General features: G+C 44.7%; 21 protein-coding genes and 1 pseudogene. 14 read left to right on the top strand and 8 right to left on the bottom strand.

Going from position 1 to position 26989, the window contains the following annotated elements; translation table 11 throughout:
• Positions 1–179 precede the first annotated feature (179 nt).
• From xerC to hslU, 3 genes are read left to right on the top strand one after another with little or no spacing between them, the layout of a single operon-like run.
• Entirely contained in the window at positions 180–1076 is an 897-nt protein-coding gene (gene xerC / locus HMPREF9698_RS02230) for a tyrosine recombinase XerC (RefSeq protein ID WP_003776896.1), read from the top strand.
• Positions 1077–1097: 21 nt separating this feature from the next.
• On the top strand, positions 1098–1640 hold the full coding sequence (gene hslV, locus HMPREF9698_RS02225) for an ATP-dependent protease subunit HslV (protein WP_003776894.1): 543 nt from the start codon (positions 1098–1100) through the stop codon (positions 1638–1640).
• A complete protein-coding gene (gene hslU, locus HMPREF9698_RS02220) occupies positions 1637–3067 on the top strand; it encodes an ATP-dependent protease ATPase subunit HslU (protein WP_003776892.1) in 1431 nt (476 codons plus the stop codon). Before hslV ends, hslU begins: the two co-directional genes overlap by 4 nt.
• A gap of 136 nt (positions 3068–3203) precedes the next feature.
• Here the strand turns inward: hslU and plsY are convergent, their stop codons facing one another.
• Positions 3204–3818, bottom strand: a complete 615-nt coding sequence (plsY, locus tag HMPREF9698_RS02215) for a glycerol-3-phosphate 1-O-acyltransferase PlsY (protein WP_003776889.1) — start codon at positions 3816–3818, stop codon at positions 3204–3206.
• Between the two features lie 216 nt (positions 3819–4034).
• Between plsY and parE the strand changes: the two genes are divergently transcribed.
• From parE to arsA, 10 genes are all read left to right on the top strand, one after another.
• Positions 4035–5996, top strand: a complete 1962-nt coding sequence (parE, locus tag HMPREF9698_RS02210) for a DNA topoisomerase IV subunit B (RefSeq protein WP_003776887.1) — start codon at positions 4035–4037, stop codon at positions 5994–5996.
• Between the two features lie 125 nt (positions 5997–6121).
• Positions 6122–8581 carry a DNA topoisomerase IV subunit A gene (gene parC, locus HMPREF9698_RS02205; protein WP_003776885.1) on the top strand — a complete coding sequence of 820 codons (2460 nt, stop codon included), beginning with the start codon at positions 6122–6124 and terminating at the stop codon, positions 8579–8581.
• Positions 8582–8726: 145 nt separating this feature from the next.
• On the top strand, positions 8727–10973 hold the full coding sequence (pflB, locus tag HMPREF9698_RS02200) for a formate C-acetyltransferase (RefSeq protein ID WP_374189085.1): 2247 nt from the start codon (positions 8727–8729) through the stop codon (positions 10971–10973).
• Positions 10974–11014: 41 nt separating this feature from the next.
• Positions 11015–11761 (top strand): pyruvate formate-lyase-activating protein, encoded by a 747-nt coding sequence (pflA, locus tag HMPREF9698_RS02195; protein ID WP_003776881.1) that lies wholly within the window; start codon positions 11015–11017, stop codon positions 11759–11761.
• Between the two features lie 368 nt (positions 11762–12129).
• Positions 12130–12321, top strand: a complete 192-nt coding sequence (locus HMPREF9698_RS02190) for a hypothetical protein (protein WP_003776877.1) — start codon at positions 12130–12132, stop codon at positions 12319–12321.
• A gap of 140 nt (positions 12322–12461) precedes the next feature.
• Complete coding sequence (locus HMPREF9698_RS02185) at positions 12462–13385, top strand: manganese-dependent inorganic pyrophosphatase (RefSeq protein ID WP_003776875.1); 924 nt, start codon at positions 12462–12464, stop codon at positions 13383–13385.
• Between the two features lie 95 nt (positions 13386–13480).
• Positions 13481–13783 (top strand): hypothetical protein, encoded by a 303-nt coding sequence (locus HMPREF9698_RS02180; protein WP_003776874.1) that lies wholly within the window; start codon positions 13481–13483, stop codon positions 13781–13783.
• Between the two features lie 220 nt (positions 13784–14003).
• On the top strand, positions 14004–14312 hold the full coding sequence (locus HMPREF9698_RS02175; RefSeq protein ID WP_003776872.1) for an ArsR/SmtB family transcription factor: 309 nt from the start codon (positions 14004–14006) through the stop codon (positions 14310–14312).
• Positions 14313–14329: 17 nt separating this feature from the next.
• Positions 14330–14662, top strand: a complete 333-nt coding sequence (gene arsD / locus HMPREF9698_RS02170; protein WP_003776870.1) for an arsenite efflux transporter metallochaperone ArsD — start codon at positions 14330–14332, stop codon at positions 14660–14662.
• Positions 14663–14688: 26 nt separating this feature from the next.
• On the top strand, positions 14689–16431 hold the full coding sequence (gene arsA, locus HMPREF9698_RS02165) for an arsenical pump-driving ATPase (RefSeq protein ID WP_003776867.1): 1743 nt from the start codon (positions 14689–14691) through the stop codon (positions 16429–16431).
• 695 nt (positions 16432–17126) lie between these two features.
• Here the strand turns inward: arsA and HMPREF9698_RS02160 are convergent.
• The gene (locus tag HMPREF9698_RS02160; protein WP_003776866.1) at positions 17127–19427 is read right to left on the bottom strand and encodes an ATP-binding cassette domain-containing protein; all 2301 of its coding nucleotides are present in this window, start codon (positions 19425–19427) and stop codon (positions 17127–17129) included.
• 146 nt (positions 19428–19573) lie between these two features.
• Entirely contained in the window at positions 19574–20566 is a 993-nt protein-coding gene (locus HMPREF9698_RS02155) for a pyridoxal phosphate-dependent aminotransferase (protein ID WP_003776864.1), read from the bottom strand.
• 228 nt (positions 20567–20794) lie between these two features.
• Between HMPREF9698_RS02155 and HMPREF9698_RS02150 the strand changes: the two genes are divergently transcribed.
• Entirely contained in the window at positions 20795–21799 is a 1005-nt protein-coding gene (locus tag HMPREF9698_RS02150; protein ID WP_003776862.1) for an MsnO8 family LLM class oxidoreductase, read from the top strand.
• Positions 21800–21888: 89 nt separating this feature from the next.
• On the opposite strand, the pseudogene HMPREF9698_RS02145 reads toward HMPREF9698_RS02150, so the two are convergent.
• From HMPREF9698_RS02145 to HMPREF9698_RS02125, 5 genes and pseudogenes are all read right to left on the bottom strand, one after another.
• A pseudogene (locus HMPREF9698_RS02145) lies at positions 21889–23114 on the bottom strand (MFS transporter).
• Between the two features lie 21 nt (positions 23115–23135).
• Complete coding sequence (pyrE, locus tag HMPREF9698_RS02140) at positions 23136–23786, bottom strand: orotate phosphoribosyltransferase (RefSeq protein WP_003776857.1); 651 nt, start codon at positions 23784–23786, stop codon at positions 23136–23138.
• On the bottom strand, positions 23787–24512 hold the full coding sequence (gene pyrF, locus HMPREF9698_RS02135) for an orotidine-5'-phosphate decarboxylase (protein ID WP_003776855.1): 726 nt from the start codon (positions 24510–24512) through the stop codon (positions 23787–23789).
• Between the two features lie 120 nt (positions 24513–24632).
• Positions 24633–25715 carry an ABC transporter permease gene (locus HMPREF9698_RS08365; protein WP_003776853.1) on the bottom strand — a complete coding sequence of 361 codons (1083 nt, stop codon included), beginning with the start codon at positions 25713–25715 and terminating at the stop codon, positions 24633–24635.
• The gene (locus tag HMPREF9698_RS02125) at positions 25716–26984 is read right to left on the bottom strand and encodes an ABC transporter permease (protein ID WP_003776851.1); all 1269 of its coding nucleotides are present in this window, start codon (positions 26982–26984) and stop codon (positions 25716–25718) included.
• Positions 26985–26989 lie beyond the last annotated feature (5 nt).

The raw sequence follows: 26989 nt of genomic DNA, 5'->3' as shown, positions 1-26989 counted from the left end.
GCTTACGCAAGATATTGAACCGCCGTGTACGGAACCGTACGCACGGTGGTGTGAGAGGTCGACTAGCCAATTAATGGCTAGTCTCCTACTCGATTTTCAGACTTTTGACCCATGCCTGGTCTTAAATTATCTGTATCATTGTAAATATGTTACAATATGTTTGGTAAAGGGTGAGTGTCATGAGCCAAGACTATGTGACTTTATTTGCAGATTATTTAATATATGAAAGACAGTACTCCAGCTTAACCAAGGAGGCCTACCTGGAAGACATTAAGGACTTCCACCACTTCTTAAACCAATCAGGATCCAGTGATTTACTCCAAGTCCAACCTAGCGATGCCAGACTTTACCTGGCCTATTTGACGGAAAACCACTACAGCAAGGCTAGTATTTCCCGGAAGTTATCCAGTAACCGGGCCTTTTACCAATTTTTGCTCCAAAATGACCTAGTTGAGACCAACCCCTTTGCTTACTTAAATGTCAGAAAACAAGGGATCCGCTTGCCCCAGTTCTTTTACGAGGAAGAAATGGAGGCCCTCTTTGAGGCGGTTGAAGGCCAAGATGATTTGACAATACGCAACCGGGCCCTCTTGGAACTTTTGTATGCAACGGGTATCCGGCTAAGCGAATGCCAGCAAATTCGGCTCAAGGATATTGACTTTGACTTGTCCATCCTGTTTGTTAAGGGGAAAGGGAACAAAGAGCGGTATGTTCCATTTGGCTATTATGCAAACCTGGCCCTCAAGGATTATATCGACCAAGCCCGACCAAGCTTGATGGCCAAAAGTCAAGCGGACCATGACTATCTGTTTGTCAATCGCTTGGGGAACCATATCACGAATGAAGGGATTGCCTATATCCTCAACCAGGTGGTCAAAAAGTCCAGCCTAGCCAGTGATATCCACCCCCACATGCTTCGCCATACCTTTGCTACCCACCTATTAAACCAAGGGGCAGATATGCGGACGGTCCAAGAGCTCTTGGGCCACCAGAGTCTGTCTTCCACCCAGATTTACGCTCATGTCACCAAGGACCATTTGCAAAGAGCCTACAAGCAATTTCACCCACGATCATAAAATAATTGACGGAGGAATCATATGACAACCATACTTGCAATCCAACACGACGGCCAGTCTGCTATGTCTGGCGACGGCCAAGTTACCTTAGGCGAACAGGTCATGATGAAGGGCAAGGCCCAAAAAGTCAGACGGGTCTACAATGACCAAGTCTTAGTCGGCTTTGCTGGGGGAGTAGCGGATGCTTTTACCCTGGAAGAAAAATTCGTCGGCTACCTCAACAAACACTCAGGCAATCTGCAGCGGTCAGCTGTTGAACTAGCCCGGGAGTGGCGGTCAGACAAGGCCATGAAAAACTTAGAAGCCCTCTTAATTGTCATGGACAAGGATGACTTGCTTCTGGTCTCCGGTAACGGCGAAGTGATCTCGCCTGATGACGGGATTTTAGCCATCGGGTCAGGGGGCAACTTTGCCTTGTCTGCTGCCCGCATGCTCAAAAAACACGCTGGTGACAAGTTGTCAGCTGCTGACATTTCGACTGAGGCTTTACACGCCGCTGCTGATATCTGTGTTTACACCAACCACAATGTGATTACTGAAAGTATTGAAGGAGGAAAAGAGTGAAAGCCAAGCTAGACTTATCACCCAGAGAGATTGTTGACCGCCTGAACCAATACATCATTGGCCAGGATGAGGCCAAAAAATCGGTGGCCATCGCCCTAAGAAACCGCTACCGAAGATTGCAATTAGATAGCGACATGCAAAAAGAAATAACCCCTAAAAACATCCTGATGATTGGGCCCACTGGGGTAGGGAAGACCGAAATTGCTAGAAGGTTAGCCGATATTGTCAACGCTCCCTTTGTAAAAATAGAAGCAACTAAGTTTACCGAAGTGGGCTATGTCGGGCGAGACGTTGAATCCATGGTCCGGGACCTAATCGAGCGTGCTGTCCGCCTAGTGCGGGAAGAAAAACGGCAAGAAGTCCGGCCTGAAGCCCGGCAAGCAGCCATCAAGCGGGTAGCCAAGGCTCTGGCTCCTGGCAAGCGCAAAAACCACAACCAAGCCAACAATCCCTTTGCTTCCATGATGAACAGCATGGGGGTGGACACAGAAGCCTTGAACCGGTTTAACCAAGAAGCTGAAGAGGAAGAAGAAGTCTCAGAAGAAGTTGCTTCTAAAAGACGAGACATTGTTGACCAAATCAAACGAGGGGTTATCGACCAGAAGGAAGTAGACATCAAGGTCGAAGAGAAAAAACAAACCCCTAATTCCCCAATGACCCAGCAATTCGAGCAATTAGGGCTTGATTTTTCGGATACCCTAGGGTCACTCACCCCCAACAAAAAGGTCAAGCGGACAGTTACCGTAGAACAGGCTGTGGATATTTTTACTGAAGAAGAGGCAGACAAGTTGATTAACTCCGAAGATATTCATGCTGAAGCCGTTCAATTGGCAGAGAATAATGGCTTGATCTTTATCGATGAGATTGACAAGATCACCTCGACCAATGATTCCCAAGGCAGTGGCCAAGTTTCCCGAGAAGGAGTCCAAAGAGATATCCTCCCTATCGTAGAGGGGTCAGCGGTTCGGACCAAGTACGGGACGGTTCACACCGACCACATCCTCTTTATTGGGTCTGGGGCCTTTCACTTGTCCAAGCCTAGTGACTTGATTCCAGAACTCCAAGGCCGGTTCCCTATCCGGGTAGAACTCAATGATCTTACCGCCCAAGACTTTGTTTCCATCTTAACGGAACCCAATAATGCCTTGGTGGAACAGTACAAGGCCCTCTTGGGGACTGAGAATATTGAGGTTATCTTTACCATGGATGCCATCGAAAAAATTGCCGATATTGCCTTTAGGGTCAACGAAAATACTGATAATATCGGAGCCCGCCGCCTGCACACTATCTTAGAAAAACTTCTAGAAGACCTCTTATTTGAAGCCTCTGATATGAATATTGGCCAGGTGAAGATCACTGAGCAATATGTGGAAGATAAAATTGGCCACATCGCTGGTGACCAAGACTTGAGCCAGTACATTCTTTAAGCTTCATTGAGGTAAGCTTAAACTTGGGCTGACTACACTTGCCTAGCTATCTTGCCAGGCAAGCACTCCCTGATCTAATCTTTAAAAAGACCCCTGCTCCTTAGCTGTTAGCTAGGAAGCAGGGGTCTGGTGTATCTTATTTGCCTTGTTTTTTACTGGAATTTAAGCCAAAAGGAACATGGCTTTCTGTTCCATTTTTGATTCGGACAATATTGTCCTTGTGGCGGTAAAGGACGAAGAGGAACAAGAAGCCTACAGCGATGGTAAAGACCAGGTCGTCCAGGAGGAAGCTGAAGACAAAGGCTGACCCAATGGCCACCATGGAAGCCAGGCTGACCATGCTAGAGATGAAGAGGGTGGCAAAGAAAATCCCTAACATGGACAGGAGGTAAATGGGGTACATGGCAAAAGCCACCCCGCAGGAAGTGGCAACTGCCTTGCCCCCCTTAAACCTGTTGAAGATGGAAAAGGCATGGCCTAAAATAGCTGCCAGGCCATAAAAAATGGGGTGGAAGGCAGGTTGGAAGACGGAAAAAGCTAAGTAAGCCGGCAGATAACCTTTAAAGGCATCCAGGAAAAAGGTAATGAGGCCTGGTGCAACGCCCAAGACTCGAAAGACATTGGTAGTCCCAGTGTTTCCGCTGCCGTGTTGGCTAATATCAGTATGGTAAAATAGTTTTCCCAGCCAGTAACCGCTTGGGATGGACCCAGACAGGTAGGCCAAGAATAAACCCAGTAATGAAATCAACATATATAGTCTCCTCATTATTGATTGGACTCACATCATTTTCAATAGTTTACCATAATTCAAGGGGGCTTTAAATATAATCTTATTATAAGCCCTTATATCTTGCTAAAAGGAAGGGATTATAAGACAATGGCACTAATCCAATAGAACAAGTTTTCGCTAAACTGACTATCTGTGGTATGATAAAGTTTGTCAGTTTGAGACAAGGAGTGAAGAGATTTGACGAAGGAATCTTACAATGATTCATCTATAACCATACTCAAGGGCTTAGACGCCGTTAAGAAAAGACCAGGCATGTATATCGGGTCAACCGATGCCAGGGGTTTGCACCACCTGGTTTATGAAATTACCGATAATGCTATTGATGAGGTTTTGGCTGGCTACGCTGATGAAATTGAAGTCAAGATCCACACGGACGGCTCGGTTTCGGTCAAAGACAATGGACGGGGCATGCCAACCGGGATGCATGAGTCAGGCCTACCCACCATCCAGGTTATCTTTACCGTCCTCCATGCCGGGGGAAAATTTGGCCAAGAGGGGGCCTACAAGTCAGCCGGTGGACTCCATGGGGTTGGGGCCTCGGTCGTCAACGCCTTGTCTGATTGGCTCACGGTGATAGTGACCAAGGACGGCTATGAATACCGGCAAGACTTTAGCCAAGGAGGCCAGGCTAAAGGAGGCATCCAGAAGAGAAAAATTAACCAGCAAAAATCCAGCACCCTGGTCCACTTCAAACCCTCAGGCCAAGTCTTTTCGACCACCGAATTTAACTTTAACACCATCTGTGAGCGGATGCGGGAGTCGGCCTTCCTTGTCAAAGGGACCAAGATTACCGTAGAGGACCTGCGCCAGGAAGAAAGCCAGGTCTTCCAATTTAATGAAGGAATTAAGGCCTTTGTCGACTACTTAAATGAGGGCAAGGATACCTTGAGTCCAGTAACCTATTTTGAAGGTTCTGAAGATGAAATTGAAGTTGAATTTGCCTTCCAATACAATGACGGCTATTCGGAGACGGTTCTGAGTTTTGTCAACAATGTCCGTACCCGGGATGGGGGCAGCCACGAAACTGGAGCTAAGTCAGCTATTACCAAGGCTTTCAACGACTATGCTAGGAAAAGTGGCTTACTCAAAGAGAAAGACAGTAACTTGGAAGGATCTGACGTCCGGGAAGGGATTGCGGTTGTTTTATCCGTCCGTATCCCAGAAGAGATTCTCCAATTTGAAGGCCAGACCAAGAGCAAGTTAGGAACTCCTCAAGCCCGGACCGCCACTGACCAGGTTATCTCAGAATCCTTAACTTACTTCCTGGCCGAAAATGGGGACTTGTCTAAGCAACTTATTCGCAAGGCCATCCGAGCCCGGTCTGCCAGGGAAGCAGCTCGCAAGGCCAAGGACCAGTCCCGGAACTCTGCTTCCAAGAAAAAAGTTGAAACTCTCCTGTCTGGTAAGTTGACCCCAGCTCAAAGCAAGAACGCCCAGAAAAATGAACTTTACTTAGTGGAGGGGGATTCGGCTGGTGGGTCAGCCAAGCAAGGTAGGGACCGGAAATTCCAAGCAATTTTGCCCCTGCGTGGAAAGGTTATCAACACAGAAAAATCTTCTTTGGATGATATTTTAAAAAATGAAGAAATTTCTACCATGATTTATACCATCGGTGCAGGTGCTGGGCCTGAGTTTGATATTGAAGCTGTTAATTACGATAAGATAGTCATTATGACTGATGCCGACACAGACGGCGCCCACATCCAGGTCCTTCTCCTCACCTTCTTTTACCGGTACATGAAACCCCTGATTGAAGCAGGGAAGGTCTATATTGCCCTACCGCCCTTGTATAAGTTGACCAAAAAGCAAGGAAAGCAAGAAAAAACAGCCTATGCTTGGACTGATGAGGAGTTGGAAGACCTGGTTAAAGATTTTGGCAAACACTACACTCTCCAGCGCTACAAGGGTTTAGGCGAGATGAATGCTGACCAGTTGTGGGAGACCACCATGGACCCAGAGACCAGAACCTTGATCCGGGTCACCATTGAAGACAGTGAAAAGGCTGAAAGACGGGTTTCCACCTTGATGGGGACCAAGGTGGATCCTAGACGGAAGTGGATTGAAGACCATATTGAATTCAGTCTGGCAGAAGATGGCAGTATTTTAGAGAACAAGGTCCTAGAAGGAGAGGCCAAGTAAGTCTGGACCAGCAATTGGTCGAGAAACCAGGTCCTTTAGGCGAGTCTATCTTACCTAAACCAGCTAAGTCGCAAGCTAGCCATCGCTAGACTTTTACCCACAAAATAAGAAGTAAGGAGTAAATTATGGCAGGAGACCAAGAGACCAGTAAAATACAAGAATTAACCTTAGAAGATGTCATGGGGGACCGGTTCGGCCGGTATTCCAAGTACATTATACAGGAAAGGGCCCTACCGGACTTGCGGGACGGTTTAAAACCGGTCCAAAGACGGATCCTCTATGCCATGCACCAGGACAAAAACACCTATGACAAGGCTTACCGGAAGTCGGCCAAGACGGTGGGAAATGTCATAGGGAACTACCACCCCCATGGCGACACATCCGTTTACGATGCCATGGTTAGGCTCAGTCAGCCTTGGAAGATGCGCCATCCTTTGGTTGATATGCACGGGAACAAGGGGAGCATGGACGGGGACCCACCAGCTGCCATGCGGTACACCGAAGCCCGTCTGTCTAAAATTGCTTCCGACCTCCTGGCTGATATTGATAAGGAGACGGTGGACCATGTCTTAAACTTTGATGACACGACCGAGGAGCCCACCGTCTTACCCGCCCGTTTTCCCAACCTCTTGGTCAATGGGGCTAGCGGGATTTCAGCCGGTTATGCTACTGACATACCGCCCCATAATTTGAGCGAGGTGATTGATGCCACCATCCACTTAATCAACCACCCCAATGCAAGGCTGGAGACTTTGATGGACTATATTCAAGGACCAGACTTTCCGACTGGGGGGATTATCCAAGGTAAAAGTGGCCTGAAGAAAGCCTACCAAACGGGCAAGGGAAAAATTATCATCCGGGCCAAAGCAGATATTGAGGCCATCCGGGGTGGCAAATCCCAAATTGTCATCAGTCAAATTCCTTATGAGGTCAACAAGGCAAGGTTGGTCCAAAAAATTGACGACATCCGGATTAACAAAAAAATCGACGGCATTGCCGATGTCCGGGATGAAAGTGACCGGTCTGGCTTGCGGATTGTGGTCGAAACCAAAAAAGATGGTGATGGGGAAGGGATCTTAACCTACCTGCTGAAAAACACCGACCTCCAGGTAACTTATAACTTAAATATGGTAGCCATTGATAAAAAACGACCCCAGCAAGTCTCCCTCAAGCAAATCTTATCTTCTTACTTGGACCACAAGCGGACAGTGGTTCAAAACCGGACCCGTTACCTCTTAGCCAAGGCCAAGGACCGCCAGCACATTGTCCAAGGCCTTATCAAGGCCATTTCAATCCTGGATGACTTGATCCAAACCATCCGGGCCAGTGAAAACAAGGCCAATGCCAAGGAAAATATTATCCAGGCTTATGGTTTTAGCCAAGACCAAGCCGAAGCCATTGTCTCCCTCCAGCTTTACCGCTTGACCAATACAGATATAAAGGACTTACAAGCAGAAGCCAAAGACTTAGCCCAAGCCATCCTGACCTACCAGGACCTCTTAACCAACAAGGCCAGCCTGGATGCTTTGATGAAAGAAGAATTGAAAGAAGTCAAACAAGCATATGGGGAGGACCGGCTAACCCAGGTCCAAGACAAGATCGAAAAACTAGAAATAGAAACCCAAGTCCTGGTCAGTGAAGAAGACGTCATGGTTACCGTCACCCAGGGAGGTTACTTGAAGCGGACCTCCATCCGGTCTTACAAGGCTTCCCAAGTGGAGGAATTGGGCCGGCGAGAAGACGACTTGGTCATCTTTATGCAAGAGTTGTCAACCCTAGACCAACTCCTTATTTTCACCTCGAAAGGCAATGTGGTCAACCGACCAGTCCATGAATTACCGGACATCAAGTGGAAGGATATTGGAGAGCACTTGTCAAGGACCATCCCCCTTGGAGAGGACGAGGAATTGATTAAGGTGTACCCTTATCGGGAATTAGATGCCGGCAAGCGCTATGTCTTTATCACTCGAGATGGCTATATCAAACAAAGTCCAGAGACGGAATTTGAGCCCAAACGAACTTACAAGTCTCGGGCTTCAACTGCCATTAAATTAAAATCAGACCAAGATAGACTCCAGGCAGTCTACTATATTCCTGACCAAGAAGATTACGATGTATTCCTAGCCAGCTACAAGGGCTACGGGCTCAAGTATGGACTAGAAGAAGTGTCAGAAGTAGGGGCCCAGGCTGCAGGCGTCAAGTCCATGAACCTGAAAGAGGGGGACCATGTCCAAGATGGTTTGGTCTTTAAGCGTAAGCAGTTCCAAGAAGCCTTGTTCATTACCCAGCGAGCCAGTGTTAAGAAAATGGCCCTCCATGACTTTGACCGGACTTCACGGGCCAAGCGGGGTTTACAAATCCTCAGAGAACTGAAGCGAAACCCCCACCGAATCCAGTTTATGATCGGAATTTCACAAAATAAATTCCTGGTCAATCTCCTAACTGATACAAAAAAACTAGTACAGATAAACCCAGATGACTATACAGTTTCAAACCGCCATAACAATGGGTCTTTTGTCCTGGACACAAGCCGAGATGGCAAGCCTGTTTCTTACTATTTAAGTGATAACGATTCTCACTTGTAAGAGGTTTACAAAGTGGAATAGCTAAAAAAACTCTGTTCAAATGGAACAGAGTTTTTTTGTGTTTCATTTAACATATACCTTGTCTTTTGACATGATTGTGATATAATGAATTTGAAATAAGGAAATAGGAGGCTAAACCATGCAAATGCCAAACATTGATACTGAAAAATATTGGAGCGGATTTACCCAAGGCAATTGGAGTCAGACAGTCGATGTGAGAGACTTTATCCAAAAGAACTACAAACCTTATGATGGCGATGAGTCTTTCTTAGAAGGTCCAACTCCTGCAACTGACCAACTCTGGAAACAAGTCATGGACTTGAATGAGAAAGAATACCAAGCTGGTGGTGTCTTGGACTTAGACACTAAAACACCTTCAACCATTACTTCTCACGGTCCAGGCTACCTCAATGAAGACTTAGAAGAAGTTGTCGGCTTCCAAACTGACAAACCTTTCAAACGGTCCTTCCAACCCTTTGGCGGGATCCGGATGGCAGAACAAGCTGCTGAATCATACGGCTACGAAATTGATCCTGAAATGTCCAAAATATTCCGTGACTATCGTAAAACCCACAATGATGGGGTATACAGTGCTTATACTAAAGAAATGAAAGCAGCCCGCCACAGTGGGGTTATTACTGGTTTGCCGGATGCTTATGGTCGGGGCCGGATTATTGGTGACTACCGTCGTGTTGCCTTGTACGGGGTTGATTACCTCATTGAAGACAAGAAAGAAGTCTTTGAAAATTACGGCGACGGCAAAATGACTGAAGAAGTCATCCGCCAACGGGAAGAGCTATTCGACCAAATCAATGCGCTTAAAGAGTTAAAAGAACTGGGCCACATTTACGGCTTTGACATTTCCAAACCTGCCCGCAACGCTAAGGAAGCCTTCCAATGGTTGTACTTGGCATACTTGGCAGCTATTAAACAACAAAACGGGGCAGCTATGTCCTTTGGTCGTACTTCAACCTTCCTAGACATCTATGTGGAACGGGACCTTGAAAATGGTACTTTAACTGAAAAAGAAGCCCAAGAGTTAGTGGACCACCTGGTTATGAAATTACGTCTGGTTAAATTTGCCCGTACCCCAGAATACAATGAATTGTTCTCAGGCGACCCAACTTGGGTAACTGAATCCATTGCGGGTATTGGCAAAGACGGCCGCCACATGGTCACTAAAAACTCCTACCGCTTCCTCCACACCTTAAGTAACCTTGGCCCAGCTCCTGAACCAAACTTGACTGTCCTTTGGTCAGAAAAATTACCTCAAAACTTCAAAGAATTCTGTGCTAAGGTCTCTATCGCAAGTAGTGCAGTCCAATACGAAAACGATGAAATCATGCGACCATACTTTGGTGACGACTACGGCATTGCTTGCTGCGTTTCTGCTATGGAAATTGGGAAGCAAATGCAATTCTTCGGTGCTCGTGCCAACCTAGCCAAGGCCCTCTTGTACGCTATTAACGGTGGGGTAGACGAAGTAACCAAAGACCAAGTTGGGCCTAAATATGAACCCATCACTTCAGAATACTTGGACTATGATGAAGTGGTCGAAAAATATGACCAAATGACTGAATGGTTGGCTGGGCTTTACATCAACACCTTGAATGTTATCCACTACATGCACGACAAGTATTCCTACGAAAGCTTGGAAATGGCTCTTCACGACACTGAAGTCTTGCGAACCATGGCAACAGGTATTGCTGGTTTCTCTGTCGCAGCTGATTCCCTCTCAGCTATTAAGTATGCTGACGTTAAAGTGATCCGGGATGAAGATGGTTTAGCAGTCGACTTTGAAATTGAAGGCGACTACCCTAAATATGGGAACAATGACGAACGAGTTGACTCTATCGCAGTTGACTTGCTGGAAAAATTCATGGAAAAAGTTACCCACTACGACACTTACCGGGATTCCAAACACACCACTTCCATCCTCACCATTACTTCTAACGTGGTCTACGGTAAGAAAACTGGTAACACTCCAGATGGCCGTCGCTACGGTGAACCATTTGCACCAGGTGCTAACCCACTCCACGGCAGAGACAGCAATGGGGCTTTAGCATCCTTGAACTCTGTGGCTAAATTACCTTACAAATACAGTCTTGACGGTATTTCCAACACCTTCTCTATCGTACCAGGTGCCCTTGGTAAAGATGAAGTAAGTCAAAAACAAAACCTAGCTACCATGCTAGACGGCTACAGCAACAAGGGTGGCCACCACTTAAACGTTAACGTGATGAACCGGTCTACCTTAGAGGATGCCATGGAACACCCAGAAGAATACCCACAATTAACCATCCGGGTATCTGGTTATGCTGTTAACTTCATTAATTTAACCCGAGAACAACAATTAGACGTTATTAACCGTACCTTCCACGAATCCATGTAAGGAAGGGGGCAGGACAAAAATTCTAGTAAAGGGGTATGAGTATGACAGAAGAAAACATTGGCTACGTCCACTCGACAGAAAGTTTCGGTACAGTTGATGGCCCAGGCATCCGCTTTGTGGTCTTTATGCAAGGTTGCCGGATGCGGTGTGAGTTCTGTCATAACCCCGATACTTGGAATATTGGGACCGGTACTCCCTATACGGCCCAAGAAATGTTCGACAAGGCTATTGACTATAAGGAATATTGGGGCGACAAGGGTGGGATCACCGTCTCTGGCGGTGAACCCATGCTCCATATTGATTTCCTGATAGACTTCTTCAAATTGGCCAAAGAACACGGTGTTCACACCACCTTGGATACTTGTGGCCAGCCCTTTACCAAGGATGAACCCTTTTACAGTCGCTTTGACGAGCTGATGCAGTATACGGATCTCGTCTTAATGGACATCAAGCATATCGACAGTGACTTCCACCGTAAGTATACTGGCCATCCCAATGAAAATATCCTGGCCATGGCTAAAGACCTGTCAGAGCGAGGGATTCCAATGTGGATTAGACACGTTTTAGTTCCTGGCCGGTCCGATTTTGACCAAGATTTGGAAAAATTGAGCCGGTTTATCGACCAATTGGGCTCAGTGGACAAGGTTGAGGTTTTGCCTTACCACAAATTAGGGGTTTATAAGTATGAAGAATTGGGAATCCCTTATAAATTAGAAGGGACTGAACCCCCTAGCCCAGAACGGGTTGAAAATGCCCAACGAATCCTAAAAACCAAAAAATATCAATAAAACTCCTTCCTAATAAGATAAGAATCTGCCAAAGATCACTCGATTGCCGAGAAAGAGATCCTTGGTCTGCAAAGAGGCTAACTGTGACCTGTTAGCCTCTTTTTTGCTATTGGTTAAGTTAGCTCGGTCAGGTTAAATGTCTAAAAGTAAGTCTAATTAAAAATAATTATAGGTGTTTTTTTGATTCAAGATGGTATAATAGCTTTAACAAAATACAAGATTAGAGGATGGAGCTTATGTTGACCTTTAATGTCCAGCGGTATAAGAATGGGGAGGGGACTAAGTCAGTTATCCCCGAAATAATTGAGTGCAACTTGATCAATTCTGAAACTTGCCGAAAATAATAACTGTGAAAGATAGGTAAGAATATGAAAATAGTAATTGCGAGTAAATTAGCCTTGATTGCCTTATTGGTCTATTTCTTCCTTGACCCTCAAGTATTCTTAACAAATGGGTTTATAGGTGTCGATGGAGCTGTTGTCTGCCGAGGCTTAGCCTTGGTCTTTGCCGTAAAAATGACCTATGACCTGGTTGAAGATATCTACAATGAATATCATTAAGTAAGTTTATTGGTGTCACCACTTTACCACTTGTTTTTATAACTTTTTTAAACCAGGCCGGTCCTTGCCTGGTTTAAATTGTATTTTGGCTCATTTTTTTATAAGATAGGGGAGTAGACCATTATGTGAGGAGAATTATTGTGAGTAAAGTTTTAGTTTTTGGCCACAAGAGCCCAGATACCGATGCCATTACCTCAGCCATTGCCTATTCCCACCTGCAAAAGCAGTTGGGTTATGACACTGAAGCGGTTGCCCTAGGAGAGCCTTCAGCCGAAACCCAGTTTGTCTTGGATTATTTTGGTTATGAAGCTCCTAGAGTGGTGACCAAGTCAGATGAAGACGTTAGCCAAGTAAGCCTGGTTGACCACAATGAACCCAGCCAAAGTATTGACGACTTAGAAGACTTAACTGTTCTTTCAGTTGTGGACCACCACCGCATCCATAATTTTAATACTTCCGGCCCCCTATACTACCGGGCAGAACCGGTTGGCTGTACTAATACGATTATCCTAAAACTCTACAAGGAAAATAATATTGAGATCCCTAAAAATATTGCTGGCTTAATGCTGTCAGCTATAGTTTCAGACACCTTGCTTTTCAAATCGCCAACCTGCACAGAAGAAGACCAAGAAGCAGCCCAAGAATTAGCTGACCTAGCCGAAATTGACTTAGAGTCATACGGCTTGGAAATGCTTAAGTCTGGTACGAACAATGAAGGCAAGTCAGCTTTAGAGATTGTTGACGGCGATGCCAAAAGCTTTGACTTAAACGGACACCAAGTCAGAGTAGGCCAGGTCAATGTGGTCGACTTTGAAGAACTCCTAGCAAGAAAAGAAGAATTGTTAGAGGCCATGGCCAAGGAAAATGAAGACAAGGGTTATGAGCTTTTCCTCTTGCTGATCACCAATATCTTAGAGAGTGATACCCTAGGCCTCGTTGCAGGAGACCACTACGACCGGGTTGAATCAGCCTTTGAGTCAACCATCGAAAACCAAGAAATCAAGTTACCTGGTGTCGTTTCCCGTAAAAAACAAGTGGTCCCACCATTAACTGACCATTTTTAAGAGGATAAATCATATAAAAATTAATTATAAGAACATTGATTAAGCCCTTTATTTGTGAAATAATGTCTATAAGGAAAAACAAATGGGGTGGTAGAATGTTCAGAAAAAATCGGTGGGATCATTTCTTTTACCCTGGCTTGGTCTTAGTGGCCCTTGCTGCCTTGCTCCTTGTGGCTTTCCAGGCTAGTGGTGCCTTAGAGAGCCAAAAGGTCGAAGCTGAACGCCAAGAAGCCATCGAACAAGCGCAAGAACAAGAAACCGATATCGACACTGAAGCGACAGAAGATGGCGATTGGGATGAAACTAGTTCAAGTGATGCGGATAGCCAAGCCAGTGAAGATGGTGATTGGGAAGAAGAAAGTGATGCCACAAGTGGTGCCACTGAAGATGGTGACTGAAAAGACTAAGGCAAGGCCCTAGCTGTTATAAGGCAGCTAGGGCCTTTTTGTTTTTGGCTACCGCTTAGGGTCCTAGCAAAGTGATATCAATAACATAATATGCGTAATGTATAACCAGTAACACTTCTTCTACCTCGCAAGTAAGACTTTTCCTTGCTATTATTCTTTGTGAGTATTATACTTTACATAGAGACTTATCTATCTAGTGAGGAGGTGTTTTATGGATTATATTGCTCAATCATCTCTTATTAAAGCCCTAGCTAACCCCAATAGATTAAAGATTATTGATATACTATCTTGTGGGGAACAATGTGCTTGTGACCTTTTGGAACACTTTAACTTTAGTCAACCAACGTTATCTCATCATGTGAATATATTATCAAAATCTGACCTAGTGAAAGTTAGAAAGCAAGGACAGTGGAATTATTATTCACTCAATCAACCTAAATGCACTGAAATTATAATTGACTTAATGCAGATGTTTAATCAAACAGAAGAATGTATTTGTAAAGAAAAGTCCCCAATTTGACCCATAGGAGGTATAACATGAATCAAATGACTATTTTTGACCCAGCCATGTGCTGTTCAACCGGAGTATGTGGGCCTTCTGTCGACAAAAACTTACTCCGAGTGGCTACTATTATTGATAACTTGGACCAAAATGGGGTTAAGGTTACCCGGCACAACCCTGCCAGTGATCCTAAAATATTTATCCACAACCAAACCATCAAAAAGTTGTTAAATAAAAAAGGGGTCGATATCCTACCAGTCACTGTTGTCAATGATGAGGTTGTCAAGACAAAAGACTATCCTAGCGACCAGGAATTTATCCAATATTTAGACGTACCAGAAGACTATATTAAGGCAAAAGCACACTAATCGCCAGCAAGGCGAGGAGGGAAATTATGTTTAAAGAACTGAACTTGGAAAATATGGACTTGAATAAGTATCTATTTTTCACCGGCAAGGGAGGCGTCGGTAAAACTTCAATTGCCTCAGCCATTGCTGTTAAATTAGCAGACTTGGGTAAGAATATCCTTTTAGTTTCGACTGACCCAGCTTCAAACTTGCAGGATATTTTTGAGACCGACTTGGACAACAAGGGGGTTAAAATCAACCAAGTCCCTGGTTTAACTGTGACCAACTTAGACCCTAACCAGGCAGCTCAAGAATATAAGGATAGTGTGATCGGTCCTTATAAAGGTGACCTGCCCCAAGCCATGGTTGATAATTTGGAAGAACAACTTTCTGGTCCTTGTACCGTTGAAATTGCTGCTTTTAATGAATTTTCTTCCTTTATTACTGACAAAGAAGCTGCTTCAGCCTACGACCACATCCTCTTTGATACAGCTCCCACAGGTCATACTTTGCGAATGTTGCAATTGCCATCAGCTTGGGCTAGCTTTATTGACCAGTCTGAACACGGAGCTTCCTGCCTAGGCCAATTGTCTGGTTTAGAAGATAAGAAAGGCCTCTACCAAGAAGCAGTGGCCAACTTAGCTGATGGCGACCGAACAAGCCTCTTTTTGGTCGCCAGACCGGAAGAGCCAGCCCTGAAAGAAGGGGAGAGAGCTAGTCTGGAATTAAAAGAGGTCGGGATGAACCAACAAATATTGATTATTAATGGGCTCCTAACTTCATGTGATGACGACTTGTCTCAGGCTATTTATGATAGCCAGGGGCGAGCTTTGGACAATATGCCAGAAAACTTGCTAGACTTGCCGACCTACCAAGTTCCCTTGAAGGCTAATAACATGACTGGTATCAATAACTTACGAGCCTTTTTCCAAGACCAGGCTCCCCAAGACCTGGAAACCGGGGCCGTTAGACCTGACTTACCAGGTTTGAATGCCGTCATTCAAGACCTTTATGATAAGGATAAGAAGGTCATCTTCACTATGGGGAAAGGGGGAGTTGGCAAGACAACGATTGCCGCAACAGTTGCCATTGAACTGGCTAAAAAAGGCAAGAAAGTTCACTTAACCACAACTGACCCTGCTGACCACCTGTCCAACGTGATCGATGGCGATTATGGAATTACCATCAGCCACATTGACCAAGACCAAGTGCTGGCTGACTACCAAGAAGAAGTCTTATCCTCTGCTAGACAAGACTTGTCTGAAGACGACTTAGACTACATTAAGGAAGACTTGAGAAGTCCATGTACTCAAGAGATTGCCGTCTTCCGGGCCTTTGCTGAGATTGTTGACCGATCTCAAGACGAAGTGGTTGTGATCGACACAGCCCCAACGGGTCATACCTTATTGCTCTTAGAGTCTACCCAGTCCTATAACCAAGAAATTGCCCGGACCCAAGGCCAAGTTCCAGAGGCAGTCCAAAGACTACTCCCAGTTTTGACCGATAAAAACCAGACAGAAGTCATCATTGTCAGCCTAGCTGAAGCAACCCCTTACTATGAAGCTAAACGCTTACAAGAAGATCTTACAAGAGCCAATATATACTCCAAGTGGTGGGTGGTCAATTCCAGTTTCTATGCTAGCCAACCCAGTAATGATGTCTTAAAAGCTCGGGCTAACAATGAAATAGAATGGATCAATAAAATAGACCAGGAATCTGATGGTCACTTAGCCTTGCTCAAGTGGGAGGTCCAAGACTTGAAAGGCAAGAAGCTTGAGGTCTTGTTATAAAACTATAACTAAAAATCAATTCAGACCAAGTCCTTTAAAAGACTTGGTCTTTTAACATCTCTAGAAATCTAGAAAACATAATGGATAGAAATTAAAACTAACTGTAGGGAATAACCCTTAAAAACTGGTCTAGTTAATTTTATTTTTTAGATATCAAGGAAAATGTATTATTGGATTAATGCTAGATTCCTACAATTAGCAATCGATATCCTGCTATGTATAAATGGATAGCTGATGGTTGAATTGATCATTCATAACATACAGATAGTGCCATTTAAGGCAACTTGGCTCAATAAAAAAGTATGGCTAACAAAGGGATAGACAATCCTGTGACTCATTCAATACATTCAAATTAGCTGCTATCTTTTTAAAAATGGAAAAGTTTCACCGTGACTTGGATATGACTTGAATAAATTTGAAATCCGACCCAAAAAGAGCTGGAAAGTCTTAGAAGAGGGGTAGAAATGGGTTTTGCTTGTCACTTTTAAAAATAGTTATTGGCTATTAACTTTGTATAATATATATTATGTAAACTAAAATAAAAAAGAAAAAATTCACCTTCCAATTTTTTCTTTTGAAAGGCAAATCCTCCCCCCTCTCGGTGATTTTGGGGTGAATCAGGGGCAAAAGAAATTCAAATTCCTTTTAATCAAGTTATTTTCAATTTGATGACTGGTTTTTCTTCAAATTTTTAGTCATCCGTCAAATGATTGCTTATTATCTCCTTGAGTAATCTCTTTCAAATACTGCCCAGTATACGACTCCTGAACATTTAGGATACCCTTGGCTGGGCCTTGGTAAAGCAAGTCACCGCCTTGTCGTCCTGGTCCCGGCCCTAGGTCAACTAACCAATCAGCATCTAGCATGAGACTAGCGTGGTGGTCAATGGCAATAACAGTATTACCTTGTTGGATAAGGTAATGAATTAAGTTCAGCAATTGGTCAACGTCAGCTAGGTGTAAACCAGAGCTGGGTTCGTCTAGGATATAAATTTTCCCCTCTTTTTGCAGTTCTGACCCTAGTTTTAACCGCTGGAGTTCACCACCAGAAAGACTTGAGGTGGCCTGGCCTAGTGTTAGGTAGTCTAAGCCAACGTCTTCTAGCAAGCTTAATGGCTGGGTAATTTTTTCCTGGCCAGCAAAAAAATCTAATGCGTCATTGACTGTTAAATTGAGGACGTCGACTATTGACTGACCCTGGTAGGTGTAAGTCCGGGCCTCATTGGAATAGCGTGTTCCCTGGCAATGGTCGCAGACAAAACTGATGGGGTCTGCAAAGGCTACATCGGGTTCAAGGACTCCCTTGCCGCCACAAACCGGGCAAGCCCCTTTGGAGTTAAAGGAAAACAAGCCCGGGTCAACTTCATTTTCTTGGGCAAATAAATTCCGGATCTTGTCCATAATATTAAGATAGGTAGCAGGCGTGGACCGTGAAGAAATGCCAATACCAGCTTGGGACAGGTAGATAGCTTGGGGATAAGCCTTTAAGACCTCTCCCTGGATTAGGGAGGTTTTGCCAGATCCGGCCAGGCCAGTGACCATGCTAAAGGCTCCTAGAGGAAACTTAACGTCGATATTTTTTAAATTATTGTGGCTAGCTCCTTCCACCTGGATAAATTCTTCAAAGTTTTGGACGCCTGGCTCGGCAAATTGCTGTGGACGTCTTAAATATTGACCAGTCTTGGTATCAGACTCTAAGAGGTCTTGGTAGCGACCTTGAAAAATCACTTGACCTCCTTTGGATCCGGCTTTTGGTCCCATGTCAATGATCCAATCTGCCATGGCCATAATGTCTCGGTTGTGTTCAACCACAATTAAAGAGTTATGATTGGCTTTTATCTCTAGCAGGAGGTCTTTAATTTTCCGGCTATCATAAGGGTGGAGTCCTGCAGAGGGTTCATCTAGGATATAGGTCATATTGTTTAAGCTAGAGGTCAAGTTGGCCACCAGTTTTAGCCGTTGTCGTTCCCCTCCAGACAGGCTAGAGATAGGACGGTCAAGAGTTAAGTAGCCAATTCCTGCCTCTTCCATGGTCTTGACAACGGTGAGGATTTGCTGGGCCAGTCCTTCCCCCATCTGACCTTCAACTTTTTGCAATTCTTGGCTTAATTGGTCCATTTCCATCTGGGAATAGTCGACAATATTGCAGCCGTTAATGGTTGAATGCAAAACTTCTTGGCTGTAGCCAGAAGCCTGGCATTTAGGGCAAGGCTGGCTGATAATTTTAGCTTCTGTTTCCTCTTGAACTTTTTTAGAAAGTCGTGAAATATCCCGGTTTAAATAGAGTCGTTCAAAGCGGGGAATTAGGCCCTCGTAAGTTTCGGTAAACGACTGGCCAGTTTTGTCACTATTAAAGAATACTTTATAGTCTTGGTCGGGTCCATAGAGGAGGTTATGCCACTCTTTTTTACTATAGTCTTTCAATTTTTTGTCAGGATCAAAGAGGCCGGACTCAACAAAAATTGACTTCTGCCAAGACCCGCCAATGGGTTTAAAATTAATGCCATTCTCTGCTAAAGTAGATTCTGGGTTCACCAAGGCTTCCTTGTCAACCTGGCGGATCTCCCCCCTGCCCTGGCACTGGTCACACCTGCCTTGAGGGTCATTCTTCCGGTAAGCAGATGCTTCTCCCACACTGGGCTGGCCAATCCGGGAAAACAAGAGCCGGATCAAGGGAGCCAGGTCTAAGGCGGTTTGGACGTTAGACCGACTTCCACCAGTCAAATTCTTTTGGTTGATGACTAAAGATGGGGTCAAATTGGTCATTTCTTGGGCATCGGGTCTTTCAATCAACTCCATCCGTCTTCTTAAATACATGGGGTAGTTTTTGTTCATTTGCCGTTTGGACTCGGCAGCAATAGTGTCAAAAACCAAGGAAGACTTACCTGATCCAGAAACACCGGTGACGACAACTAATTGATTTTTTGGTATTTCTAAATTCAGGTTTTTGAGATTGTTTACCTTAACACCTTTTAAGACAATCGCATCTTGGGTCATCCATCTCCAACCTTTCTAAATAAGGCTTATAAACTCGGTTTTGTGACCAAAGTTATAAGACTATCCTTATTTATTATATCAAGCTTGCCTTGTCTGACCAAGGCAAAGAAACAAGACTAGTATTTGAGATGGGAGTTTGTGAATTATTAAACATTACCTGCCTTCCATTCTTCTAAATCCATGGCTAGTCTTGGATAGTCCTTGTTTTGGATAATGGAATAGCGAAAGGCTTGTTTTAAGGGGTCATCGTCAAAAGAACCAATAACATAGCCTTTTTGACCTAGATAGCGGGCTAAGTCTTGGGCCTTACTGCCATAGGTAAAGGTAAAGTTAGCAGCTGTTTCTTTAATATTTACCAAGTTCTTGACCTTAGCCATGGTCTCAACTAGGGTCTTTCTAGACTCCAGCTGGTAGTTAATAAAATCTTTTAAATGATTTGTATCCTCCATGAATTCACTAGCTAAATTTAAGTTTAAATGACTAATCGGAAAGGGACTTTTACCGAGACCAGTAACCTGGTCAAATATGTCTCCCTTCCCATAAAGAATCCCCAAACGAAGGCCGGCCATCCCATACATTTTAGACATGGTTCGCAAGATGAGGACATGGCTGCCTGTCGGTCGCTTGTAGTCCTGGCCAAATTCAATATAGGCTTCATCGATAACCAGGTAGCCTCCTATTTCTATCATCCTATCAGCCAGGGCCTGGATTTCAGTTTGAGAAAATTGTTTGCCGGTTGGGTTGTTGGGGCTTGAGAAAATAAATAGCTTAGGTTTGACTTTTTGAATGCGGTCTAGGGCTTGATCAATATGGAAGTCAAAGCTTTCATCAGCTGGAATGGACCGTAAATCAACCTGGTATTGGCGGGAATATTTGAAGTACATGATAAAGTCCGGGTAAAAAGTTAGGATGGGCCCGTGACCTCCAAAAAAACGGACTAAGCGTTTGACCCATTCATCTGAACCATTGGCCACTGCTATTTGGTCACTAGGCAGACCGGTTAGTCGGCTGTAATTTTCCTTAAATCGGTCAAGTTCAGCTCCTGGATATTGGTTGACCTGGGTCTTCTCCAGGGCTCTTTGGATATGGGCAGGTTGAAAGGGAGATATGGGGCTGGTATTGCGGTTCATTTTGATCATCTTGGTCCTTCTTTCCTTAAATTTTGGCGTGGCTGGCATGCTTTAATGCACCATACAGTTGTGATGGTAATGCAATCTTATAAAATAATTTAATTTTAATCAATTTTCTTTATATATTATAAATAAATGAATCCAGTCTTTTCTTTATAGTAACTTACTTGTAATAAGTGTCTTGACGTGAATCCTGTAACCGTTTAGCTTATAATGGGGGTTGAAAGGATTGATAACATGAGACTAAGTGTCCACGACTTGATGACTTATAAAGATGGTGAAACACCAGAAGAAGTTTATGACCGGACCCGTCAATTTGTTCAAGAAATTGACAAATTGAACTATACCCGCTATTGGTTTGCTGAACACCACAATACAACTTACTACGCCTCTGTATCACCTGAATTAATAGCTACCCACATGTCAGCATTAACTGACAACTTACGTTTGGGGACTGGTGGGACCATGATTATGCACTATTCCCCGCTTAAAATTGCTGAAAATGTCAGAACCATGGATGCCTTGGCACCTGGTCGGGCTGACATCGGTCTTGGCCGGGCACCGGGAGCTGGCCCCAACGAAATCTTAGCCTTGGCTGAAGGCCAGTCCCAGACTTTTGACGACCTTTACAACAAGGTCCAAGTCATTCTAGACTACTTGAGTGATGAAAAACCGGAACGATTTTACGGTCGAACAGAAGCTGCCCCTAAAGGTTTAAGCCACCTGCCCCAACCTTGGATGCTGGGGTCTTCTGGCCAGTCAGCTACAAAAACAGCAGAACTCGGTTTGGGTTACAGTTTTGCCAAGTTCTTTGGCATTGAAACCGATCCGGAAATTTTCAAACTTTACCGGAATAATTTCAAGCCTTCTGTTTTCTTTGACAAGCCTGAAATCATTGTTTCTTATATGATTATTGTCGCTGATACAGAAGAAGAAGCCTTCTACCACTTCAAACCAGTGATCATGAACTTGATGTCCATCCGGGCTGGTAAAATGATCCCCATTCACCACCCTGACCAAGTTAAAGATTATGAATTTAGCCAAGAAGAGCAGGCCTTCGTTGACCGCTACCTGGATAAACGCTTTGCGGTTGTTGGCAGCAAGGAACAAGTCAAAGAAATACTGGAAGATGAAGTTGATAAACTTGGTATCGACGAAATCATGGCCTACTCCCCTATCTATGACAATGAAGCTAGGGTGGCCTCTTACCGTAAGCTAGCGGAAATTTTTGATCTTGTTTAATTATAGCATAAAGCCCTGTTAGCCCCTTCTTACTGGGGACTAACAGGGCTTTCTTTTTACTTTGTCTTAATAAAATTAATTCAAGACCTTTAGTGGTTGTTCATGGCTTGGACTAATTTCGCATACATGTCTCCTTTTAATTGAGGGATAGACAGCATGGTGATAAGAGAGATGATGTAGAGGCCAGCTAGGAAGAACATAACCATAGAGACCCCCGAGCGCTCTAAGATGAAGCCAATGATGACGGAAGAAAAACCTCCGACAGCCCGTCCAACGTTTAAGATGGTATTATTAGCAATAGTCCGGATTCGTTGGGGATAGAGTTGGGTGGTCACTGCAGCATAACCGGTGAACATGCCGTTAACAAAGAAACCAACGATGGCTCCCCCGATAATCATGGCTAATCCAGTTTGGACCAAGGTGAAAAGGTAAACGGATAAGGCTGAAAGGGTTAAAAAGATGGCAAAACTTTTGCGAGGGCCGATTCGGTCGAAAATCTGACCGAAGACGAGCATTCCTAAGCACATGCCTAGGATGGTAGCTACCATCCACTGGGAGGAATCCCCAACTGAAATTCCTAACTGACTTTGCATCATGGTCGGCAACCAGTTCATCATGCCAAAATAACCAGCTATTTGAACAGTCGCCATAATCATTAAGGATAGGGTGAGCCTGGTTAAATTCTTGCTGGCAAACAAGTCTTTGATGCTAGCTTGACTTGCTTTTGCCTCTAGCTTCTCCCCCAGGTCATCTTCGGTAATTTGGTCGGACTTGATGAAAAATTGAGCCCAGACGACCAAAAGAATAGGTAGGAGGCCCATTAAAAACAAGCCCCGCCAGCCAAAAAATGGAGCAACTAGGGCAGCTAGGAGGGCTGAAACAATACTGCCTAGCTGGCCGACTATCCCGTTTAAGGAAGAAACTCGACCCATCTTTTCGAGAGGAACGATACCGGCCATAACGGAGATGGCAACTCCATATTCGCCACCTACCCCAATACCCGCTATAAAACGAAGGAGGTAGATAACATAAATATTTTGGGCTAGGGAATTAAACCGGTAGCCAGACTGAAGATAAGGATAGTTATCTTTAAAACATTAAACCTATGATAACGGTCCCCCAAGACCCCAAATACTAGGCCACCTAAAAGCATCCCCAGATTGGTGATCGTTCCAATCCAGCCTGCCTGGGAACCACTTAGACTAAGTTCGGAGATAATCGTAGACAGGGAAAAGGATAAGAACATGACATTGACATCATCTAGTCCTGCCCCAATCAGGGAAACCATAAAGGCTCTTTTATCATTACTTTTCATCTTGGTCGACTCCTTCTTTTACTAATTAGCTTGTTTGGCCCTGTCAGACCAGGCTTCAGGGTCTTGGTACCAGGCCTTGAGGGTTCTTTCTTGGGACTTGAAGTCATGGTTTTGAACAGCATAGTCCACCAATGAGGGGTAATCAGTTAAGGTGTGGAGGGGGTAGTCGACTTGGTTAAAGGCTTCCTGACCACTTGCTAGACCGTAAGTAAAGATGGCAACTACACCCAAAATTTGTCCTCCAGCTTGGCTGACCTTGTGGGCCGCTTGGATGACACTGCCGCCAGTTGAGATTAAGTCCTCCACCATGACCACCTTTTGCCCTTTATGGAAACTGCCTTCAATAGCATTCTGCTTGCCATGTCCTTTTTTGCTGGACCGGACATAAATCATAGGTAAATTTAATCGGTCTGCTATAAAGGCAGCATGGGGAATGCCGGCCGTTGCAGTCCCGGCAATCACTTCCACATCTGGGTGGTGGCTCTGGATCAAGTCCACCAGACTGTCTTCGATCAAGTCCCTGGCTTGGGGCTGGCTCATTATTAAACGGTTATCGCAATAGATCGGTGTTTTAAGACCACTTGACCAGGTAAAAGGCTGGTCGGGACTAAGTGAAACCGCCCCAATCTCTAGCAATGTCTTAGCAACTGCCTTAGCCTTGTTTGCTGTCATTTATCTCTCTCCTTTTTGTTTATTCCATGCTTGGTACATTTGTTCATAGGCTAGCCTTGGATCCTTGGCTTGGGTGATAGGCCGGCCCACTACGATATAGTCACTCTGGTAAGTTCGGGCCTGGCTAGGTGTTGTAATCCGGCTTTGGTCATCTCCCTGGTCTGTTTTAAGCCGGATGCCTGGTGTGACGGTTAAGAAGTCTGGACCAAGTTCCTTGTGTATTCTAGAGGATTCCAGTGGAGAGCACACCACTCCGTCTAAGCCAGCCTCCTTGGCCAGGCGGGCAAAGTGGTTGATGGAGTCTTCTAGACTAAGGGTTGACACCTGGTCCCTTGAGAAGTCTTCCTCAGAAAGGGAGGTCAACTGGGTGACGGCAATTAATTTCGGCCGGTCTCCCCTCCCCTTACATCCTTCTTCTAAACCTGCTTTAGCAGCCTCCATCATCTTCAGTCCACCTTGGGCATGGACATTGACCATCGCCACCCCCAACTGGGCTAAGACTTTCATGGCCTTTTTGACTGTGTTAGGGATGTCGTGAAGTTTTAAGTCCAAAAAAATATCGTGCTGACCTTGGATCAGTTCATGCACGATATTTGGACCATTGGCATAGAAGGCTTCCATCCCAATTTTGATATTTAATTTTTCATCAGCAAATAAGGCTAGGAAATCACGGATTTGCTTTTTGTGGTTAAAGTCAAGAGCAATAATAGGCTTGGTTTGATCCATTTTGCTTCCTCCCTTTAGTCAGTTAGATAATTTTTACTCAAACTTCCAACATTGTAAAAGGGATGGCTAGCTTTGTCAATCCTTTTCTTCACTATTCTAGACCGAGGTCGCAAGCTAAACTTACTGTCCCCTCTGCCTTTCCATTAAATTCAATCCTACCCCCATAAAGAGAACACCCATGAGGGCTAAGATAAGAATAACCTGGCCCAGGTCTCCTAGCTCTAGCTGACCATTTATAGCAGATAAGGCCCCTTGCATGGCATGTTTAATGGGGATAAATTCTGCTAAAGTTAATAAGAAGCGGTTGGATACAATCTCTAGTGGCCAAAAGGCTCCGCCTAACATGGCCATGGCTACAGTCACAATAGGGATCAAGGCATTTAAGGCTGTCAAGCTGGGGCTAATACTGACTAGGAGGATGCCTAAAGCTACGATGGCGAAGAGAAAGACTAAGATAACAACTGCCATAGGATAAATACCAGGACCAAACTCGATGCCTAGCAGCCTGGTTAAGATGATGAATGATAAGACCAATTGGAGGACCCCTGCCAGGTAATAGTGGACTAGGTTGCCAAGGTAAATCTGCACCTTAGACAAGGGGGAGACAATCAGCCGGCTCCAAACCCCAGAAGTCCTTTCTTCAAGAAGCTGGGACTGTAAGAAAAAGACAGTGAGGGTGACAAAGAACAAGCTTTGTCCGATTAAGGCTTGAAATTGATAGGCTTGCCCCCCTTGCCCCTCTCCTTCTAGGTATTGGTTTTCTAAGTTTATCGTAGGGGTAAGGTCGATTTCAGCCTGGGGGAATTGGTCACGGACCTGTCTAATGCTTTCTTCCTGTCCTAGTTTTTGTTTGAGATAGTTATCGACCAGGTCGACCTGTCCATCTTCTCTAGCCACCCACAAGGTGTAGTCGTTTTTTTGAAGGTCTAAGACAAAGGGAACTCGGTTCATCCGCAAATCTTCTCTTGCCTGGTCAGCTTGGATGATTTCAAAGTTAAAGGAATCGTTTTGGTTTAAGTTCTCGACTGTCTGGTTTAAATCGGACTGGTGGAGGTCACTCGTGTAGGTTGAAACTTGAATTTGAGCTGGTTCTTGACTGGCCCCTATGACAAGAACAAAGGCCAGGGTCAAGCCAAAATTAACCAGAAACATAACTGGGTTTTTCAACAGGCGTTTGATTTGGATTCCAAGTACCTTAAACATTTAGGTCATCCTCCTTTTAGGGTAAATAGTGAGGGCTAATAAGACTAGCCCAGCTGCAACCAGGCCTAACCTTAGCATGGTAGGGAATATTTCTTGGAGACTAAAGCCCTGTAAGGCCTGCAAGTAAGCTTGCAAGGCTGCCCCATTTGGAGTCCATTCTCCAATCTTGATTAAGCTATCAGACACCTGGTCGAGTGGGAAGAAGCTACCGCCTAGCAAGGCAAAGATAAAAACGAGTAGACTAAAACTGTTGGCCACAGTCCGTTTCTTTGTTCTTATAGTTAGGGAGACAAGAAGGGCCCCTAGACTCGCTACAACTAGGGCAAAGAATAAAGTTAAACTAGCTAAGCCCAACCAAAAAGTCAGGTCTTTACCTGAAAAGACTCCAAAAAACAAGGTGGAAAAGGTGAATAAGATGGCCAATTGACCAAGCGCCAAGAAGAAGGAGGCAAAAAACTTGCTGAAGAGGTAAGACAACCAGGGTAGGCCAGCTATGGTTAGGCGGTCGTAAAGGTGGTTTCTTTTTTCTTCAAAACTGTTTAAAGACACACTGACGGGGATAAGCAAGGCAAACATCACCCCCATAGCCAAGGTGAAATATTGAAAAGCGGTGACGGGATCTTCAACTGACAAGCTTTGGATGGCTCCAATTTGGTCTCGGTTTTGATCGGTTTGTCCTTGACCTTGGCTGGCCGTCATCAAGGAGATTTGAAGGTTAAATTCATCTAATACCTGCTTGGTTAGATCAGCAAATAAATTCGAATAGAAACTTTGCTGGTTTTTAGCCTGGAGGTCTAGTCTTGCTTGGCTATCCTCCCCTAGATAAATAGACCGGAGGTAGTGGAGGTTAAAGTTTTCAGGGAAGTAAAGGTAGGAGACAATTTCTTCTTCCTCTAAGGCCTGGTTGGCTAGGTCCTTATTCGAAAATTCTTCTATCTCCACTAGGTTAGCTAGGTCAGGTGAAGATAATACGTCGGCTAGGAGGGCTTGAGGGTCGTTATTTCTGGCAGCTTCCAGCAAACTTTCTTGAGCTTGGTCAGGGTAGCCAGCTTGACTGAGGTCTTTCTGGAAGCTTTCTAGATCTTCTTTTGGGGAAGAATCGCTGACCAAACCTACCTTAAAAGACTCAAGGCCCTGGTCCCCACTCAAGATACCCCCTAAGGCAAAGCCCAGAATAAGAATCAAAATCATCGGCATGAGGAGTAATTCCATCAGCTCACTCTTATTTCTAGCCAGGTTGAGCATATCTTTTTTGATCAAGTTAAACATACTAA

This window comes from Alloiococcus otitis ATCC 51267, from assembly GCF_000315445.1.
Taxonomy (GTDB): Bacteria; Bacillota; Bacilli; order Lactobacillales; family Carnobacteriaceae_A; genus Alloiococcus; species Alloiococcus otitis.
This window is presented reverse-complemented; position numbering and strand designations above follow the sequence as displayed.

Coding starts and splice junctions, on each gene's coding strand:
- HMPREF9698_RS02160 (WP_003776866.1), bottom strand. CDS start 19,427: ATGACCCAAGATGCGATTGTCTTAAAAGGTGTTAAGGTAAACAATCTC.
- HMPREF9698_RS02150 (WP_003776862.1), top strand. CDS start 20,795: ATGAGACTAAGTGTCCACGACTTGATGACTTATAAAGATGGTGAAACA.
- arsA (WP_003776867.1), top strand. CDS start 14,689: ATGTTTAAAGAACTGAACTTGGAAAATATGGACTTGAATAAGTATCTA.
- HMPREF9698_RS02155 (WP_003776864.1), bottom strand. CDS start 20,566: ATGATCAAAATGAACCGCAATACCAGCCCCATATCTCCCTTTCAACCT.
- HMPREF9698_RS02180 (WP_003776874.1), top strand. CDS start 13,481: ATGTTCAGAAAAAATCGGTGGGATCATTTCTTTTACCCTGGCTTGGTC.
- HMPREF9698_RS08365 (WP_003776853.1), bottom strand. CDS start 25,715: ATGTTTAAGGTACTTGGAATCCAAATCAAACGCCTGTTGAAAAACCCA.
- xerC (WP_003776896.1), top strand. CDS start 180: ATGAGCCAAGACTATGTGACTTTATTTGCAGATTATTTAATATATGAA.
- parC (WP_003776885.1), top strand. CDS start 6,122: ATGGCAGGAGACCAAGAGACCAGTAAAATACAAGAATTAACCTTAGAA.
- pyrE (WP_003776857.1), bottom strand. CDS start 23,786: ATGACAGCAAACAAGGCTAAGGCAGTTGCTAAGACATTGCTAGAGATT.
- pyrF (WP_003776855.1), bottom strand. CDS start 24,512: ATGGATCAAACCAAGCCTATTATTGCTCTTGACTTTAACCACAAAAAG.
- HMPREF9698_RS02125 (WP_003776851.1), bottom strand. CDS start 26,984: ATGTTTAACTTGATCAAAAAAGATATGCTCAACCTGGCTAGAAATAAG.
- pflB (WP_374189085.1), top strand. CDS start 8,727: ATGCCAAACATTGATACTGAAAAATATTGGAGCGGATTTACCCAAGGC.
- HMPREF9698_RS02175 (WP_003776872.1), top strand. CDS start 14,004: ATGGATTATATTGCTCAATCATCTCTTATTAAAGCCCTAGCTAACCCC.
- hslV (WP_003776894.1), top strand. CDS start 1,098: ATGACAACCATACTTGCAATCCAACACGACGGCCAGTCTGCTATGTCT.
- plsY (WP_003776889.1), bottom strand. CDS start 3,818: ATGTTGATTTCATTACTGGGTTTATTCTTGGCCTACCTGTCTGGGTCC.
- pflA (WP_003776881.1), top strand. CDS start 11,015: ATGACAGAAGAAAACATTGGCTACGTCCACTCGACAGAAAGTTTCGGT.
- HMPREF9698_RS02190 (WP_003776877.1), top strand. CDS start 12,130: ATGAAAATAGTAATTGCGAGTAAATTAGCCTTGATTGCCTTATTGGTC.
- arsD (WP_003776870.1), top strand. CDS start 14,330: ATGAATCAAATGACTATTTTTGACCCAGCCATGTGCTGTTCAACCGGA.